The following is an 18,729-nucleotide window of genomic DNA, read 5'->3' as shown; positions in this document are numbered from 1 at the left end:
GTGAGGTGACGGACCCGCGGTGTCAGACGAGGCGTTCGACCAGGTCACCGACCCGGGCGAGCGGCGGCAACAGCACGATCGCGCGGTGGTCCACCGCGTCGCCGAGGTGTCCGGTCGCCACGGAACCCGGGACGTGCCAGCGGCCGGCGCCGTCCGGCTCCGCGGGCAGCATCCGCCATCGCGGATCCGGATTCGGGTCGGCGAGCGCGACGAGGTCCTCCGGCCGGGGCGCCGCCCCGGTCAGCGTCTCGCACACCGGTCGCCCGAGGAGTGCGGCGCCGAGGAGCGCCGCCATGGGGTTGCCGCCGAGGCCGAGCACGACGGGACCGCCCGCCACCGTCGCGACGATGATCGATCCGCCCGGGCGCACGTCGACGCCATCGACGTGCAGCACGGCCCCCGCCGCCTCGAGGGCTCCGCGCAGCCGGTCGGCCGCGCCGCGGCCCGTGGCGCCGATGATCGCCACGACGTCCGCTCCGCCCTGTCGGAGCGCGGCGACGAAGGCCTCCGGGGTGTCCGCGAGGTGCGGCGCGCGGGTCACTCGCGCGCCGAAGCCGGTCAGGAGAGCTGCGACCGGGCCCGCGGCGGTCTCGGGCAGCCCGTGCTCGCCACGAGCGCCGACCTCGTCGCCCGAGGTGTGCAATGCGACGCGCACCGGACCGCGCAGGAGCGCCCTCGCCACGCCGCCCGCGGTTGCGAGGGCCGTCACCGCCGGGCCGACCGCGGTGCCCGCGGGGGCGAGCAGTTCGCCCGTCCGCCAGGCGGATCCGGCCCGCCGGACGTCGTCGCGTGCCGGCGCGTCGCAGGCCAGAACGTCACCGTCCCGGATGACCTGCTCGTCGCGGATCACGCGCTCGGCGCCTGCCGGGAGGCGAGCGCCGGTGGCGATGCGGACCGCGTCGCCGTGCCGGATCGGGGGTGCGTCGTGTCCGGCGACGACGGCACCGTCGACGGCGGTCCAGGGCCCCCGGCCCGCGACGGCCCAACCGTCCATGGCGGACTGATCGAAGGGCGGGAACGGGGCGGCGGCCACGAGGGGCTCCGCGAGGACCGCGCCGTCGACGAGCGGGCCGGGCACCGCAGGCAGGACGGGGAGCGTGCGGCGCAGCGTCCGTCGGACGGCCGTCGGCGAGATGCGCGCGAGGCGCAGGTGCTCGGGGGTGTCGACATCGGTGACGGCGGAGCGCAACCGTGGCGGGTCGGCTCGGACGATCGCGCGGAGCGGCAGGCCGGTGGGGTCGCCGACTCCGGCGACGGCGGAGCGCAGGGCCTGCGCGTCCCACACGGCGAGGAGGTACTGGACGCGTCCGGTGGGGTCCTCGGCGAGGACGACCGGGGCATCCGTTCGTGCCCGGAGCGCGGCCAGCGCACTGACGGTGCCGCGGTCCACCTCCGGCAGGTCCGCGGCGAGCACCGCGATCGTCCGCACCCCCGCGGGAAGGGCGTCGAGCCCGGCGACCACGGCCGCGAGCGGGCCGCCGCCGGAAGGGGTCTCGCGGGTGACCACGACGCCGGGTGGGACGGTCCGCGGGGGTCCGACGACCACGACGACGGCGCCCGCGACAGCGTCGAGAGCGGCGTCCAGGAGTCGGCGTCCGCCGACCGTCTGCTCCGGCTTGTCCAGCCCGAGGCGGCGTCCCTCGCCGCCGGCCACGATGATCGCCGCGTCGATCCGAGCGGCGGAGTCGTCGTGGTCAGTAGACGTCACGCACGTATCTCCGTTCGGCCGAGAGTGCTGCCACGTAGGCGTCCGCACTGCGCGGCGCCATGTGACCGTGTTCGGCGACGATACCCCGCAGTGCCTCGTCGACGTCGCGGGCCATCCGTGCGGCGTCGCCGCACACATAGATGTACGCGCCCCGCCGGATCCAGTCCCACAGCTCGGCGGCGTGCTCGCGCATGCGGTCCTGGACGTAGACCTTCTCCGCGCAGTCGCGGGAGAACGCGGTGTCCAGCCGGGTCAAGCCGCCGGACTCCTGCAGGTCCGCCAGTTCCTCGCGGTAGTAGAAGTCGGTGGCCTCGTGCTGCTCGCCGAAGAACAGCCAGTTCCCGCCGTCGTGGCCGGCCTTCGCCCGGTCGTGGAGGAATCCTCGGAACGGCGCGATGCCGGTGCCGGGCCCGATCATCACGGCCGCGGCGTGGGGATCCTCCGGTGGGAGGAACGCCCGGGTCGGCTGGATGAACAGGTCGACCTCGGCACCCGGGACGAGCGTCGCCAGATGCGAGGAGCACACCCCGGCCCGGCGGACGCCGGCATGCTCGAAACCGACGACGGACACCGTCACAGACACCGCCCCGGGATCCTCCCTGGGGCTCGACGAGATGGAGTACAGGCGAGGTGTCAACGGGCGTAGCAACTCCAGCCAGCGCGTGGGATCGACCTCGACGGGGTGCGCCGTCAGCAGGTCGGCTAGCTGGCGCCCCCAGGCCCAGTCCGCGAAGTGCCGCGGCTCGTCGATGATCGCCCGCAGGTCCTCGGCGCGCGGCGAGTTGTCCGCCACGAAGCGCAGGACGTCCGGCGTGATCTGCGTGAGATTCCTCCGGGCGAGGCCGTCGGTCTCGGGATCGACACCCGTGCGGGCGCAGAACTCCTCCACCACGGCGCCCGAGTTGACGGGCCACACGCCGAGGGCGTCACCCGCACGGTACGACAGTGTTCCCTCCGGCAGCGCGAAGGTGAAGCGGCGTACGTCCTTCGCCGATCCGCGGCCGGACAGCGCGGCGGACTCGCGCAGCACGGTGCGGAGCGGATTGTTCCTCGAGTAGGACGGCGCGGAGGCGGAACCCGCGGGAATCGCGGGTGCGGCCTCGGTCGTGCCGGCGTCCGCGGATCGGTCGAGCGCGGCGGTCACCGTCGCGAGCCACGCGGCGGCGGCGGCGGCGTAGTCGGGATCGCACGACGCCCTGGGCGCGATCCGATCGGCGCCCAGGTGCTGCAGTCGCGAGTCCAGCTTGCGCGCGAAACCGCAGAAGTCCGCGTACGAGGGATCGCCGAAGCCGAGCACGGAGTAGTCGAGGTCGCCGAGGTCGCCGGGTTCGGCCGCCGCCAGCGCATCCCACAGCGCGACGCCGTTGTCGGGCGCCTCGCCGTCGCCGGTGGTGGCCACCAGGAACAGGACCGTGCCCGTCAGTCGTGAGGGCGATATCTGCTCCGCCCCGAGGACCTGGGGCGCCATCCCGGCCGCGGTCAGCGCGGCGGCGCACTCCTCCGCGTACCCCTCGGCGGTACCGGTCTGCGAGGCCCACACCAGCGTGACCGTTCGTGAGGCGCCGATGGTCGTCGCCTCCTCGCCGGACGGCGGCGCCGGGAACGTCGCGGGCCCCGCGTAGACGCCGGCGAGGACCCCCTCCAGCCACGCCCGCGCGATCGGCCCCAGCGGTGCGGTCGGCGGGACCGACGGTACGCCGCTCGGCGGTGCGGCGCTCAGGCCCGCCAACAGGCCGCCGAGGAAGCCGGACTCGGACGGGGAGAGCTCGCCGGGCCCGCTCGCGTACGCCCCGAGGGCCGCGGAGATCGGGGAAGCCGACGAGTCGGCGGCGGCCCCGGCGGCCACGGTGCCGGGGGATTCGGAGGGGACGGGGGTCAGTGCCACAGCGCTCACCTTGAATTCCGGTTGCAGGGACTCCGGGTCGACGGCGTCGTTGGTGATCGCGTTCACGGCCGATTCCTCGCCGAACGCGTCGTTGTAGTGCATGGGAGCGAAGCAGACGCCCGGGCGGACGCCGTCCTCGACCTGTACCGGCAGGGTCGCGCCGCCGCGGCGACTCGACACCCGCACCCGCGAACCGGTGCTGACCCCGAGGCGCTCGGCGTCGGAGGGGTGCACCTGCAGAAACGGGCCGGGGTTGAGCTTGTTGAGCTTCGCGACCTTGCCGGTCTTGGTCATCGTGTGCCATTGGTGCGCCAGGCGACCGGTGGTGAGGATCAGCGGGTACTCGTCGTCCGGCAGCTCGGCCGGGGGCATGTAGGGCCGGGGGAGGAACTGTGCCCGGCCCGACGGGGTGGCGAACCGTAGCCCCCGATCGGGGTCCAGGTAGCGGATCGGGTTGCGGTCGTCGCAGCCGGGCGCGGCGGGCCACTGCACCGGGCCGCGCTCGAGCCGCGCGTGGTCGACCCCGCGCAGGTCCCACCCCGTGCGGGGATTGTGGAACTGCTTGAGCTCCTCGAACACGGCTGCCGCGTTGGGGAAGTCGAAGGCGTCCCCGTAGCCGAGTTCGGCGGCGACGAGGCAGATGAGCTTCCAGTCCGGGAGCGCGTCGCCGGGCGGCGCCGTCACCTCCGCCGTGCGGGTGAGGTTGCGCTCCGAGTTGATCATCACGCCCGAGGTCTCCGCCCAGTGTGCCGCGGGCAGAACGATATCGGCGTACTCCGCGCTGTCGTTCCCGGTGAACGCCTCCTGCACGATCACCAGCTCCGCGGTCTTGAACGCGTCGATCACGGTGGAACGGTTGGCCATCGACGCCACGGGATTGGTGCAGATCACCCATGCGGCCTTGACGGAACCGTCGGCCAGCTGCCGGTACATGTCGACGGTGCCCTGCCCGACCTCGGTGCGGATCGATCCGGCGGGCAGCCCCCAGGTCTGCTCGGCGAAGACCCGGTCGCCCTCGGCGAGGACGCTCCGCTGGCCGGGCAGGCCGGGGCCCATGTATCCCATCTCGCGGCCGCCCATGGCGTTCGGCTGCCCCGTGAGCGAGAACGGGCCGGAGCCGGTGCGGCAGATCGCGCCGGTGGCGAGGTGCAGGTTGCAGAGAGCGATGGTGTTCCAGGTACCGTGGATCGACTGGTTCAGGCCCATGGTCCACAGGCTGGTCCAGTTCTCGGCCCCGCCGATCAGCTCGGCGACCCGGGCGATGTCGGCCGGGTCGAGACCGGTGACCTCGGCGACGCGGTCGAGGGGGTAGTCCTCGAGGAACGAGGGCATCGCCTCCCAGCCCTCGGTGTGCGCATCGATGAAGCCCCGGTCGATCCGGCCCTGTTCGACCAGCAGTGCGAGGAGACCGTTGAGCAGCGCCAGGTCCGTCCCCGGGCGGATCGGCAGGTGCAGGTCGGCCTTCGCCGCCGTGGCGGTCCGCCTCGGATCGACCACGATCAGCTTCGCGCCGGCCTTGACCCGGTCCATGAGCCGCAGGAACAGGATCGGGTGACAGTCGGCCATGTTGGCGCCCATCACCAGGAACACGTCCGCGTGGTCGAGGTCGTCGTAGCTGCCGGGTGGGCCGTCCGCGCCGAGCGATTGCTTGTAGCCGGTTCCCGCGCTGGCCATGCACAGCCGCGAGTTCGACTCGATCCACCGGGTGCGCAGGTAGCCCTTGGCGAGCTTGGTCGCCAGGTACTGCGCCTCCAGTGTCATCTGCCCGCTCACGTACAGCGCGATGGCGTCCGGCCCGTGCTCGTCCCGGATCTCGCGCAGCCGCCGCCCGGTGGCCGCGATCGCCTCGTCGAGAGCGACCGGCCGCCGCTCGTCGTCGCGATGCTCGCGAAGTTCGGCTCGGGTCTGCCGCCCGCCCGCCGTGAGCAGGTCGACGGTCGTGCTGCCCTTCGTGCAGAGCCGCCCCCGGTTCGCCGGATGGTGCCGGGTGCCGACGGACTTCGCCACCGCACCGTCGCGCACCTGCAGCGTCAGGCCGCAGCCCACTCCGCAGTACCCGCACACAGTCTCGACGTCCATGTCACCACGGTGCCGGTCGGATGTTTCCGGCAGCGGGCGACCGTGTTACAGCGAGGTCACCCGAACCGTGCGGCGGTGCGGGGCGAGCCGACGCGCCGGTTGTTCAGCCGATCTTGCGGCCGATCCGCCATGCGCCGAGCGCCACGAAGACTACGAACAGGCCCGCGAAGACTAGCCAGATCACCCATTCGGAGACCTGCACGTTCGCGATGTGGGGGAGCAGTCCGTACTCGTTCTGCACCGTCGTCCTCGCCTGCTCGGATCCGTTCGCCACGGCGCCCAGCGGTCCGCGGGTGAACGGTCCGCGCATCACCGATGCCGCCTGGTTGAGCGGCAGCAGGTTCATGAACGTGACCACGCCACCAGGGAGGGCGCCGACAGTGATGTACGCGCCGGCGAGGAAGCCGCCCGCCGTACCGACGATCGTCGCGACCGAGGTGAACACGGCATTGGACCCGATGAAGGTGACGACGAGGCTCCAGATCGCCGAGAACAGCAGGCAGAACCCGACCAACTGGGCCAGGGCCTGGGCGAAGGCGCCCGCTGACAACGCGGCCGAGTAGACGACTCCGAGATAGACCTCGGCGAGGACCAGCACCAGTGAGCTCAGCAGCGTCGAGACGAGGAAGGCGCCCATGAGGTAGCCCAGGATCATCTGGAATCTGCTGATCGGCGAGACGAGGAAATCGCGGAAGACGTTGCCTACCCTGTCGTTGACGAACACCACGAGCGCCGACAGGCTCGTGGTCGCAGTGGTGATCATGACCAGGTTGGCGATCACCCAGGAGTACACGAAGGCGTCGACGTCGTCCTTCGAGGCGGTCGGCAGGGACTTCTGCAGAGCACTTGTCTGCACACCGCCGAGGAAGGCGGAGAACAGCACGAACAGGATGATCGGGGAGAGCAGCGAGAAGAAGACGGCCGCAGGGTCGCGGAAGAAGACGACGACGTTGCGGCGGGTCAGGTGATGGATCATCGTCGACCGCCGTTCCGCGTGATGTTCAAGAAGACGTCGTCCATGGTTCCGTGCCGGAACTCGAAGTCGGTGACCTCGGCGTCGAAGTGGCGTAGCACCTGCTTGGCCTCCTGGCTCGATTCCACGGCCATCCGGCGTTCGTTGCCGTTGCGTGCGGCGCGCCGGCCGAACAGTTCGTCGAACCGCCGGGGATCCCGCAGAGTGACCCGAAGCTCGTCCTTGGCGTGCACGGCGCGCAGTTCCGTCGGCGTACCCACGGTGACGATCCGGCCGTGATCGATGATCGCGATCCGGTCGGCTCGCTCGGCTTCTTCCATGTAGTGCGTGGTGAGGAAGACGGTGAGGTGCAGGCGCTTCTGTAGGTCCATGATCGTTGACCAGACGCGGTCGCGGGAGTCCGGATCGAGGCCCGTTGTCGGTTCGTCGAGGAACAGGATCCGTGGTTCGTGAATCAGTGCGCGGGCGATGTCGGCCCGCCGCTTCTGTCCGCCCGAGAGTGACTTGTACGGCCGGTTCAGGAACTCCTCCAGGTCGAGCAGGGCGGACAGCGAGGTGATCCGGTCCTTCGCGGCCTTCCCGTCCACACCGTAGAACCTGGCGCGCAGGGCGAGGTTCTCGCGGACGGTCAGGATCGGGTCGAGGAGGGACTCCTGGAAGACCACGCCGATCGCGCGTCGGATCTCGATGTCCTGCTGGCCCACCAGCATTCCTGCCACGCGGATCTCCCCGGACGTCGGGGATTTCAGCGTCGTGATGCAGCTGATCGTCGTGGACTTGCCCGCCCCGTTCGTTCCGAGGAAGGCGAAGGTGCTCGCGCCGGCGACGTCGAACGAGACGCCGTCGACGGCCCGGAGGTCGCCGTAGCTCTTGACTAGGTTGCGGACGCTGATGACGGGCGCCGTGCCCACGGGGTTCGGGCCCATCGGCCGCGGTACGAGTGCCGGCCGCGGTACGAGTGCCGGACCCGGCGCCAACGGTGCCGTGAGGGGCGGACCCGCCCGATGCGCGGGCGGCGGCGATACGCGGTTTGCTCCGAACGGGGGAGCGCCCTGCTCCGAGGCCGGGTACACGCGCTGCGGCGCCGCCGCAGCCGGGGGCCGGACCGGTGCCGGTGCCGGTGTGGGTGCCGGTGCCGGAGTGGCTGGCGATGTGGGCTCGGTCTCGGGAGCCGCGGTCCGAGCGACGGGCGTCAGCCGTGACGACGGCAGCGTCGGGCGCGCCGCGGGCAGCGCGGGCCGCGATGCTCGCGTGCGCACCGGGGGCGGTGCGGCGAGGCCGGACTGCATCGCGATGGCGCGACGCCAGCGCTGCCGGAGCGTGGTAGTGGTTCGCTCGACCGATCCGCGGCGGTTGGGCTCGATCACGAGGCGACGCCTTGATCAGCTCCGGCGACGGAACCCGGCCCAGGAAAGTAGCCGCGGTCGATGAACCAGTCGAAGTAGCGGCGCAGGAGGGTGCTGTCGATCGGCGGACACACGATGTCCGTACCAACCAGTCCCTCGTGGACGTTCGACATGTCGAAGGTCGCATCGGGCATCTTGTCAAGCGGTGTGGCGGACAGGAACGGGGCCAGCGCTGCGGCCGTCTCATCGCCGGTCCGCTCGGCGAGATCGGTGGCCCGCTCGCACCATTGCGCGAAAGGCAGTTCCTCTCCGGCGTAGCCGTAATCGGCCATCCACTGCACGAGATCTGGCACGGCGACCGTCTCGTCCGAGACCACGTGGAAGGTCCGGCCCGACAGCGACTGCTGCCGCGACAGCCGGGCGATCGCCTGCACCACGTAATCGACGGGCGTGATGTCAGTGGACATGTCCATCGTCGGCGCTGCCCCCATCGTGACGCCGAGACGGATGGTCTGCCACAGGAAGTCGGAGTCCTGGCAGGCCCCGGTCACGCTGTGCCCGGCGACGCGTCCCGTGCGGTAGACGAAGGTCGGAATTCCGCGTGAGCGCGCCTCGAAGACCACCTGCTCGCCGACCCACTTCGATTGGGTGTAGCCGAAGGTGAACTCGGGGTTCTGGATCGGGGTGCGGTCCTCCTCGGAGAAGACCGTGTCCTGCGGGTAGGAGAAGCGCGAGAAGACGTAGGTCGTCGACACGAAGTGCACGGGCTTGACCGGGCCGTCACACGCCAGTGCCAGGACCTGGACGGTCCCGTCGACGTTGGCGGACTTCAGAGTCTGGTAGGGCCGCAGGAAGTTGACGTCTGCTCCGCAGTGCATGATGCCATCGACCGTACCCGCCAGCCAGACCCACGTCGCGTCGCTGAGGCCCAGGCGCTCGCGCGTCAGATCGCCTGGGACGGCGACGATCCGGCCGGCGAAGGACTCGTCCCAGATGCCGTAGCCCTCCATGGCCGCCCGGATCCGCTCGATGCCCTCCTCGGCGGTGGCCGCCCGCACGAGGCAGTGCAGGGTGGCGGAGGAGGTCGCAAGCAGTTCCGCGACCAGGAACGAGCCGACGAATCCCGTGGCGCCCGTGACGAACAGGTTCCGCGGGTCCGCCGCGCTGTACACCGGGGCCCCCGGTGTGGGCCGGATCTCGTCGGGGAGCCGGACCTCGTCGGCGAGCACGAGCGTGTTCGCGACCGATCCGCCGTTCTCCAGGATCAGGGCGAGCCGTTCGATGGTGAGCTCGCCGGCGAACAGCACGGGGAGCGGGACCACCATGCCGAGCTTCTCGCGCACCCGGAACACCAGCTTCGTCGCCAGCAGTGAATGCCCGCCGAGCAGGAAGAAGTCGTCGCGCACGCCGGGAGCCGTGTCGAGCGACAGCAGATCGGTCCAGATCGCGGTGAGATCGCGCTCGAGATCGGTGCGCGCGGCCACGAACTCGGCGCCCCCGGCAGCGGTGAGCGCGAGCGGCGCGCCACCGGCGGAGACCAGCGCCTTGCGGTCGATCTTCCGGTTCGGGGTGAGCGGGAAGGCATCGACGAGGACGAACGAACTCGGCACCATGTACGGCGCGAGCGTCTCGCGCAGGCCGTCCAACAATGCGTGGACGTCGCCCAGGTTGTCGGCGGTGCCCTCGATGTAGGCGGTGATCGCGGCCCCGTCGGTGTCAACTGCGGCGATCGCTCGGACGCCGGGGAGGGCGGTCTCGAGGGCGCTCTCGATCTCGCCCAGTTCCACGCGGAAACCGCGCACCTTCACCTGCGTGTCGATGCGCCCGCCGAACTCGATCCGTCCGTCGCGCAGCCGCCGCACCAGGTCGCCGGTCCGGTAGGCCCGCAGGCCGGGCGTGCCGGGCAGGGTGACGAAGCGGTCGGCCGTCAGCTCCGGGCGCTCGTGATAGCCGAGCGTGACTCCGTCGCCCGCGATGCACAGCTCGCCGAACACGCCCGCCGGTACGGCGGCGTGCGCGGGATCGGTGATGACGATTCCCGTGCCGGCGATCGGTTGGCCGATCGGGATGGCGCCCCGAGCGACGTCCTCGGGTGTGACCCGATGCACGGTCGACCAGATGGTGGTCTCGGTAGGGCCGTACATGTTCCACAGTTCGCCGACGCGCGACAGCAGTCTGCCCGCCAGCGCAGCCGGCATGGCCTCGCCGCCGCAGAGCGCGCGGAGACCGGGCGTGCCCGCCCACCCCGCGTCCAGTAGGAGGTGCCACGTGGTGGGCGTGGCCTGCATGATCGTGACGCCGTGTTCGTCGAGCAGCCGTGCGAGGCGATCGCCGTCGCGGGCCTCGCTGGTGTCGGCGATCACTACGCGAGCCCCGGCGACGAGCGGGAGCAGCAGTTCGAGAACGGCGATGTCGAACGACGGGCTCGTGACGGCCAGCAGCGTGTCCGACGGCGCCGCGCCCGGTTCGTCACGCATCGCGGCGAGGAATGTGACGACGTTGCGGTGCGAGACCCGAACGCCCTTGGGGCGGCCTGTCGAGCCGGACGTGTACAGCATGTACGCAACCCTCTCGGCGGGGTCAGCTGTGGGGCGCGGTGCGGGGGCGGCGGGTTGGGCTTCGGCCGGGTCAGCGGCGATGTCGAACCACGGTAGATCGAGCCCGGGGACGTCGGCGAGGTGCTCGGCGGTGGTGATGAGCATGGGGACGCCCGCATCCGCGCAGATGAACTCGAGCCGCTCCGCCGGGTACGCCGGGTCGAGTGGAACGAACGAGTAGCCGGCGCGCAGCGTCGCGAGCATGGCGACGATGACCTCGGCGGATCGGGGGAGAAGTAACCCGATCGGTGTCTCCGGTGGCGCGTCGACACGCTCGCGGATCCGGGCGGCGAGGCGATCCACGCGCGCCGTCAGGTCGGCGTAGGTGATCCGCTCGCCTCCGGCGATGATGGCGGTCCTATCCGCCGAAGCGCCGGCGGCCAGCACGAATTCGTCGAGGGCGACGGTGCCGACGTCCTGCGCCGGCGGTGCTGTGATGACCTGCGGGGTGGTGGACAGGGGCAGCGTCGAGATCGCCTGGTCGGCGCGGGCATCGGCGGCGACCAGCGCGTCGAGCACGGCGAGGAATCCGTCGATCAATGCATCGGCGGACTCCTGGTCGAACAGATCCGAGGCCACGTCGAGTGTCCCGCTCATAGTGGTGGGGGTCGTCGTGATGTTCAGCAGCACATCGAACTTCGAGCAGCCGTTGTAGAGATCACGGAGCTGCATCTGTGGGTCGCTCCGGTCCTCCTGCATGTTGAGGATCGCCTGGAACAGGGGCGGGCGCGACGGGTCGCGCGTCAGGTCAAGTGCGGACAGCACGCGGTCGAAGCGCGCGTCCCGGTGCCGGAATCCCTCGCGGACGGTGGCGTTGACCTGCGAGAGGAGCCCACCGGTCGTCTCGTCCTCGCCGAGGGCGACGGGCAGCGCGAGCGTGTTCAGGAACGGCCCGATGACCTGCTCCGTGCCCGGCTGCGAGCGCTGCGCGACGGGCACACCGACCACGACGCCGTCCTGCGCGGCACAGCGGCCGAGGACGATCGCGTACGCGGTGAGCACGGTGACGAAGGGTGTGACGCCATGCTCGGCGCTGAATGTGCGGACCGTCGCGGCCTGCTCAGCGGTGAGCTCGAAGCCGGTCCGCAGGCCGCGGTAACCCTGGCGGGCGGGCCGCGGTCGGTCGGTCGGCAGGTTGAGTGCAGTGGGAGCGCCCGCGAGACGAGCGGTCCAGTAGGCGATGTCGTCGGTATCCGCACCTGCGGCGATCCGCTCCTCCTCCCACAGCGCGGCGTCCGCGTAGTGGAAGGGCACAGCGGGCAGCGTCTGCAGCTGTCCGACGAGCCTGCCCGTCGCGAGCCGCCCGAGCTCGGCGAACAGTATGCCGGTGGAGTACCCGTCACCCACCATGTGGTGCAGTGTTATCTGGACCCAGGTGTCGCCCGTGTCGGTGCGAGCGAGGGTGGCCCGTAGCAGCGGGCCAGTCGCGATGTCGAAGGGACGACGCGCGTCTTCTTCGAAGGCGAGGTGCATCCGCTCCTCGACCACGCCGTCGAGGAAGGCCACGACGGGCCGTTCTGCCGGCATGATCCGGGCGATCGGCTCGCCGCCAGAGTCCTCGAACCGGGTGCGCAGTACAGGATGCCGTTCGATCACTTCAGCCAGACAGTCGGTGAAGACGTCGACGGGGACGTCGATCGGCAGTCTCGCCACGCCGGACATCACGTGCATGGTGGTTCCCGGGTGGAGTTGCTCCAGGAACCACATGTCCTGCTGCACGGCGGAGAGCGGGGTCGCGTCGCCTTCGCGCACCCGGGCCGTGATCGAACGGCCGGCACCGGCCGACGGGGCTTTGCCCAGCTTCGTGAGGAGGGCGCGGCGCTGGGCGGGGCTCAGTGCCGCGAGCCGGGTTTCGATGTCAGTCAACGGGGGCCTCCGCAGTGGGGTCAGTGGTCTCGGCGCCCGTAAGGAGGGCCGCGACGGCGTCGTCGTTCAGGTCGGCGAGCAGCGCCGCGAGGTCGTCGACCTCGGCGTCGTGCGAGGTCATGTCGAGGGCGTGCAACAGCTCGGCGCCGATCCCCGCCACGGTGGTGGCACCGTCGAGCAGGAAGGCGATCGTCGGTGCGGTCCCGAAGTGCTGCTCCAGGCGGATGCGAAGTTCGGTGGCGAGCATCGAGTCCACGCCGAGGCGGCCCAGCGGCTCCTCGTCCGGGATGTGCTCCTCGGCCATGCGCAACACCTGGGAGACGGTGTGCCGCACCCCATCGGCTGCGATCGAGGGGCGCTCCGCGGGCGTGGCTGCGTGCAGGCGGTCTAACACCGACCCGTCGTCGCCGCCGCCGTCGTCGTCGCCGCGGCCGAGGTGTGCAACCAGGACGGGTGTGAGCGCGTAGTTGGTCACGACAGTGGGCCAGTGGGCGGAGACGACGCCCTGCTGCACCTCGCTCGAGCCGAGCAACTCGCCCAGGAGCGTCATACCCGTCTCGGGCTCGATGAGGTCGATTCCGCGCTGGCCGTACAACTCCCTCAGTCCGAGGCTGGCGATCATCCCGGCATCCCAGGGGCCCCAGTTGATGGATAGGCCGGGGAGGTTCCGAGCACGCCGGTAGTGCGCGAGCGAGTCCAGGAAGGCATTGCCGGCGGCGTAGTTTCCCTGCCCGGGCGACGGGATCACCGCAGAGATCGAGGAGAACAGCGCGAAGAAGTCGAGCGGTGCCCCGGCTGTGGCCTCATGCAGCGCCCACGCCCCGAGAACCTTGGGCCGGACCACCCGATCGACCTGCTCTTCCGTCATGCGCACGAGGATCTGATCCTCGACGGCGCCGGCGGAGTGGATGACACCCCGCAGGGGCGGAACCCCGGACTCGAGCAGCAGGTCGAGGACTGCGCCCAGGGCTGTCGCGTCGGTCACGTCCACGGCGACGACGTGCACGCTGGCCCCCGCGGCCTCGGCCGCGCGGACGGTACGCACGGCGTCCCGCTGCGTGGGGTCGGTCAGGGAGTCCCACTCCTCGCGGGGCGGGAGTCCGGAGCGGCTCGTGACTACGACGTGGCCGGCGCCGCGCTCGGCGAGCGAGACGAGTACGAGGCGTCCGAGCGCGCCGAGGCCGCCCGTGACGAGGTACGCACCGTCGGCGCGCATACGAGCCGGGATCCTGCCGCCGGACCGCGTCGAGGGGTACAGCCGCGCGACGAGGCGTTCGCCGCCCCGGAACGCGACCTGATCCTCCTCGGAGCCGGAGATGGCGAGCTCGTCCGCCAACAGCGCGATGCTGCCGTCGACGTCCTCCGGGTCGAGGTCGACCAGGCGCGACTCGAGGCCCTTGAGCTCGTGGTGGAGCACACGCCCGACGCCGAGGATCGAGGACTGCACCAGCCCGCGGTCGGACATCGCGCCGCCGATGGGCTGAGCGCCTGCCGTCACGACATAGGTAGGCGCCGCGATCTCACGCTGGTCGAGCTCCGCCGCGAGGTGCACGATCGACAGGACTGCGTCGTGCGCGGTCCACCTGAGGGAGTCTGCGGGGCTCGTGTGGTCGCGGTCGAGCGACCACAGGTGGACGATGCCGCGCAGCCCTTCGCCGGGCACCGTGCGATCCAGGAGGTCGGACAGGGCGGTCCGATCGCCGGGCGGAACGGCTCCGTCGGAGACGGAACCCGCCGGCACGAGGACCGGCGTTCCGCCGGCGGCGGTGAGTCGCTCCGCCAGCCGTGCTGCCGTGCCGGTGTCGTCGGCGAGAAGGAGCCACGTACCGGTCGCGGCCCGGCGCTCCCCGTCGTCCGCCGGCTGGGGTTCCCAGGTCTGCTCGTAGACCCAGTCGGTGCCGACACGCTGCGGTGCGGTCGCGTCGCTCTGGACCAGGACGGTGAAACCCTCGACCTCGACGACGACGCGCCCGTCCTCGGTGGCGATGGTGACGTCGCCGGCGATCCGGGTGGGGTCGCCGGCATCGGGATGTGCGGTGGCGCGCACGATCAGCGGGCCCTGCGGCCGCTCGTGGATCACCACGCGGTCGGCGCCCACAGGGAGCAGCCTCGCGGTCTCGTCGCGCCGCAAGGCCAGTGGAAGGAGCAGCTGGAAGGCGGCGTCGAGCACGCTCGGTTCGAGGATCGGTGCGCGGTCGGCCACGGGCTCCTCCGCGACTTCGCGGATCCGGGCGGTGGCGGCCCCGTCGCCGATCCGGACGTCGTGCAGCAGCTGGAAGGAAGGACCGTACGAGAAGCCGGCGCGATCGAATGCCCGATACAGCTCGACCTGGTCCACTGCGTCGAGTGCGGGGTCGACGCCGACGTCGATCCGGGTACCGACGGAAGGGGCCGGCTGCAGCGTGGCGCTCGCGTGCCGTACCCACCGGCTCGCCTCGGGGAGCCGGCCGTGGATCGTGATTCGGCCGGTAGCGGCGTCCAGACTGGTGTCCACGAGGTACGTGCCCCCACGGTGCAGTAGTGCCGCCTCGAAGGTCACATCGACCAGGGTGCAGGACGTCGCGTCGTACTCGTCGCGCGCGACCTCGGCGGCGATCTCGATGAAGCCCGCACCCGGGAAGAGCGTGGCGCCGTGCACGACGTGGTCGGCGAGGGAGCGCGGTGCGGTTCCGTCGAGGAGGCGTCGCCATGCGGGCAGAGCACCTTCCGTGCGGTTGCCGAGATACGGCTCGACGGTCTTCGCGAGGCGGTCCCGGCGTCCCGATTCGCCCTCTGACCAGTATCGCGCGCGCTGCCACGGGTATCCGGGCAGCGCTCGGGCCGCCGAGCGCGGTGCGAGCGGCGTCCAGTCGACGTCGATGCCGCGGACCCAGAGTTGTGCGAGCGCCGCGGCGAAGGACTGGGCGTCGTCGCCGTCCCGGCGGAGGGACGTCACGGACGCCGCGGTGGCGGCGCGCGCGGCGGCGGTCTCGCCGATAGACCGTCCCAGAACGGCGGTCGGGCCGATCTCGACGAAGGTCACAGCGCCATCGGCCAGCATGGCGTCGGCGGCGGCGCCGAACAGCACCGGGCGACGGATGTTGCGCCACCAGTACTCGGCGTCGTGCGGCTGCGAGCCGTCCTCGGCGACGCGGGCACCGGTCACCGTCGAGTAGAGAGGGGTGCGCGGGCACCCCGGAGCGAGGGACTCGAGCGAGGAGCGGACCTCCGCTTCGAGCGGGTCCATGCCGCGGCTGTGGTACGGGACGTCGCCGGGAACCAGACGGGCGAAGACGTCGTAGGCCTCGAGCCGGGCAGCGATCGCCTCGAGCGCCGACACTGAACCGACCAGGGCGACGGAATCGGGGCTATTGATCGCGGCGAGTTCGACGGTGCCGTCGGCGACCTCGGGGATCTTGCCGGCCTCGGCCTCGCTCAGCGCGACGGCGAGCAGGCGGCCTTCGCCGCTCGCGAGGTGCTGGAGCCGCGAGCGGTGGACGATCACCGTGATCGCGTCGTCGAACGACAGTGCGCCCGCGGCGAGTGCTGCCGCGACCTCACCTGCACTGTGTCCGACGATGAGGTCGGGACGCACGCCGAACGACTCCCACAACCGAGTCAGCCCGTACTGGACGGCGAAGTTGGTGATCTGCGCCACCACGGACTCGTGCATCCGGGAAGACTGTTGGTCTGCGAGTAGCTCGGCTACGAGCGAGAAGCCGATGCGCGGCGTGATCGCTGCGTTGCACTCCTGCACCGCGGCGCGGAAGACGCTGTTGTGCTGCAGGAGGCCTCGAGCCATACCCCACCACTGTGGCCCCATGCCGGTGTAGACGAAGGCGAGGGGCCGGGCATCGTCGAGCGCAGTACCGGTGTGCACCCGCTCGTGCGGCATGTCCGCGGCCGCCGCCGCGAGAGCTTCCACGGTCTCGGCGACGGAGCCCGTGACCACGGCCAGCCGCGCCTGACGGTGCGCGCTGCGCCGGTGGGCGAGGGCGCGCACCAGGGCGGTCGTCCCGTCCTCCGCGGCCACGAGGTCGCTGTACCGGCCGGCCAGCGCGGCGAGCGCTGCGTCGCCGCGGGCGGCGAGGGGGAGGATGGCGGCGATGCCGTCGCGCCGGCTGCCGTCCGGTGTGGTCGGGCTGGCCTCGGGATCGGTGGGCGCGGGCGCCGACTCCAGGATCACATGCGCGTTGGTGCCGCCGAATCCGAACGAGTTCACTCCGGCGCGGATCGGGCCGTCGACGGGCAGGTCGGCGGGCGACGTCGTGATCCGCAGCCGGAGATCATCGAGGTCGATCTCCGAGTTGAGGTTCTCCAGGTTCAGGTGACGCGGCACGTGCCGATGCGCCAGCGCGAGGACAGACTTGATGAACCCGACGACGCCGGCGGCGGCCTCGAGGTGGCCGAGGTTGGTCTTGGCGGAGCCGATGAGCAGGGGGCGGTCCGCCGCCCGCTCGCCACGGTAGGCCACGCCGAGCGCGTTCGCCTCGATCGGATCGCCCACGGGCGTGCCGGTGCCGTGCGCCTCGACATAGTCGATGCTCGCGGGGGAGACATGCGCCGAGGCCAGGGCTGATTCGATGGCGAGCCGCTGGCTCTCACCGTTGGGCACCGTGATGCCGTTGGTGCGGCCGTCCTGGCTCACGCCGGTGCCGAGCACGGTCGCGTAGACGTGGTCGCCGTCGGCGAGCGCCCGCGCGAGCGGCTTGAGCACGACCAGAGCTGCGCCCTCTCCGCGGACGTAGCCATTGGCCGCCGCGTCGAAGGCGCGCGACGTGCTGGTGGGCGAGAGGAAGCCGCCGGTCGAAGCGGCGACGGTGAAGTTCGGGCTCAGCATGAGGTTCACGCCGCCCGCGAGCGCCAGCTCGCTCTCGCCGTTCCAAATCGACTGGCACGCGAGATGGATCGCGACCAGGGACGAGGAGCACGCCGTGTCGACTGACATGCTGGGGCCGAGGAGGTCGAAGGCGTGCGAGATGCGGTTCGACAGCATCGTCATCACCACACCGGTCGCGGTGTGTGCGGCGACAGTGGGGGCTTCGGCGGGGTTGGGTGAGAACTGCATCTGGCCGTAGTCGAGAGTGAACCCGCCGGTGAAGACACTGGTCGTGGACCCCTCGAGGTCCTCTGCGCGCAGCCCGGCGTCCTCGATTGACTCCCACGCCACCTCCAGCAGCAGTCGCTGCTGCGGGTCCATCGAGTTAGCCTCGATGGGGGAGATGCCGAAGAATGCGGCGTCGAACTCGTCGATCGGATCGGTGAGGAAGCCGCCGCGCTGCACCCGGCTCTTCCCCGGCGTTCGCTCGGGCTCGTAGTACCGCTCCCGGCTCCAACGGTCCTCGGGGATGTCGACGATCGCGTCTCGGCCCTCGTCGAGCAGGTTCCAGAAGTCGGTTGCGGAGCGGACGCCGCCCGGAAGCCGGCATCCGATGCCGACGACCGCGATGGGCTCACGCCGCCACTGCCCCTGGTCGCCGCTGCTGCGGCCTTCCCCGTGTGTCACTTCTGCACTCCTCGCATTCCCCTCGTCGGCGCCGGCAGCTTCATCACCGTGAGCCTGATCCTCATCCTGGATGTCGGTCCTTAAGCTGCGCCTGTTTCACGCTTGGCGGAAACATCCGTTCAGAGTTCCGCTCGACTACAAAACGATTACCGCTGGTCCGTTGGCAAATCATAGTCCCGCAGAGCGCGGCGGTACTCACCAGCTGCATGTCGTCATCCGATCAGACGGCAGGCTCGCGCCTACGGCGGACGGTAAACTCGCACGTCGGTGACCTTTTCCGTGTCACGCGCCGGCTATCGCGGATCATCGTTGATCGTTCCTCTGTGGGTGACTGCGCTCGTTGATTCTCCCCAGTTCTGCTAACTGAATCTCCCCACTTGTGTGCACCCGCCAAGTAATGGGCGGGGCCTCCCCGTGATGCTGGTGGTCTCTGACCACGCACCAGCCCTTCGAGGGAGGCCCCGCTCGTTCATGCTCACACAAGGAGAGACCGTGGAAGCACATGCTCTGCGCAAGCAGGGGTGGACGATCTCAGCGATCGCCCGTCATCTGGGACGGGACCGTAAGACCGTCCGCAACTATCTCAACGGGGTCACCGAGCCGGGTGTCCGCCACCGGGACGAGGACCCGTTCGAGCCGTTCGCCGAGTACGTCACCAGCCGCTTGCTCGAGGACCCGCATCTGTGGGCGCAGACCCTGTTCGACGAACTCGTCGAGATGCGGTTCAAGCAGTCGTATTCGTCGCTGACCCGGCAGATCCGGGACCGTGGCCTGCGCCCGGTGTGCCCGC

General features: G+C 70.9%; 7 protein-coding genes. 1 reads left to right on the top strand and 6 read right to left on the bottom strand.

Annotated features, from left to right (window positions below):
- Positions 1-22: 22 nt before the first annotated feature.
- From AXK61_RS03870 to AXK61_RS03845, 6 genes are all read right to left on the bottom strand, one after another.
- Positions 23-1,708: an NTP transferase domain-containing protein gene (locus tag AXK61_RS03870; protein WP_068571562.1), complete on the bottom strand. Its 1,686-nt coding sequence runs from the start codon at positions 1,706-1,708 to the stop codon at positions 23-25.
- Positions 1,695-5,672, bottom strand: coding sequence for a bifunctional nitrate reductase/sulfite reductase flavoprotein subunit alpha (locus tag AXK61_RS03865; protein WP_068743920.1), 3,978 nt, complete (start codon positions 5,670-5,672; stop codon positions 1,695-1,697). The genes AXK61_RS03870 and AXK61_RS03865 overlap by 14 nt, the downstream gene beginning before the upstream one ends.
- A gap of 103 nt (positions 5,673-5,775) precedes the next feature.
- A complete protein-coding gene (locus tag AXK61_RS03860; RefSeq protein WP_068571560.1) occupies positions 5,776-6,648 on the bottom strand; it encodes an ABC transporter permease in 873 nt (290 codons plus the stop codon).
- The gene (locus tag AXK61_RS03855) at positions 6,645-8,012 is read right to left on the bottom strand and encodes an ABC transporter ATP-binding protein (RefSeq protein WP_231855420.1); all 1,368 of its coding nucleotides are present in this window, start codon (positions 8,010-8,012) and stop codon (positions 6,645-6,647) included. Before AXK61_RS03855 ends, AXK61_RS03860 begins: the two co-directional genes overlap by 4 nt.
- On the bottom strand, positions 8,009-12,454 hold the full coding sequence (locus tag AXK61_RS03850) for a non-ribosomal peptide synthetase family protein (protein WP_068571558.1): 4,446 nt from the start codon (positions 12,452-12,454) through the stop codon (positions 8,009-8,011). The genes AXK61_RS03855 and AXK61_RS03850 overlap by 4 nt, the downstream gene beginning before the upstream one ends.
- Positions 12,447-17,939 carry a type I polyketide synthase gene (locus tag AXK61_RS03845; protein ID WP_068743918.1) on the bottom strand — a complete coding sequence of 1,831 codons (5,493 nt, stop codon included), beginning with the start codon at positions 17,937-17,939 and terminating at the stop codon, positions 12,447-12,449. Before AXK61_RS03845 ends, AXK61_RS03850 begins: the two co-directional genes overlap by 8 nt.
- A 471-nt stretch (positions 17,940-18,410) precedes the next feature.
- Between AXK61_RS03845 and AXK61_RS03840 the strand changes: the two genes are divergently transcribed.
- On the top strand, positions 18,411-18,729 hold a 319-nt coding region (locus AXK61_RS03840), incomplete at its 3' end, for a helix-turn-helix domain-containing protein (protein ID WP_156485554.1).

It is taken from the genome of Tsukamurella pseudospumae (assembly GCF_001575205.1).
GTDB classification, from domain to species: Bacteria; Actinomycetota; Actinomycetes; order Mycobacteriales; family Mycobacteriaceae; genus Tsukamurella; species Tsukamurella pseudospumae.
Note: the sequence above shows the minus strand (reverse complement) of the source record. Positions and strands in the feature narration are given on the sequence as shown.

What these genes read in the sequence shown, in the direction of transcription:
- AXK61_RS03865 (WP_068743920.1), bottom strand. Translation starts at nt 5,672, where the DNA reads ATGGACGTCGAGACTGTGTGCGGGTACTGCGGAGTGGGCTGCGGCCTG.
- AXK61_RS03860 (WP_068571560.1), bottom strand. Translation starts at nt 6,648, where the DNA reads ATGATCCATCACCTGACCCGCCGCAACGTCGTCGTCTTCTTCCGCGAC.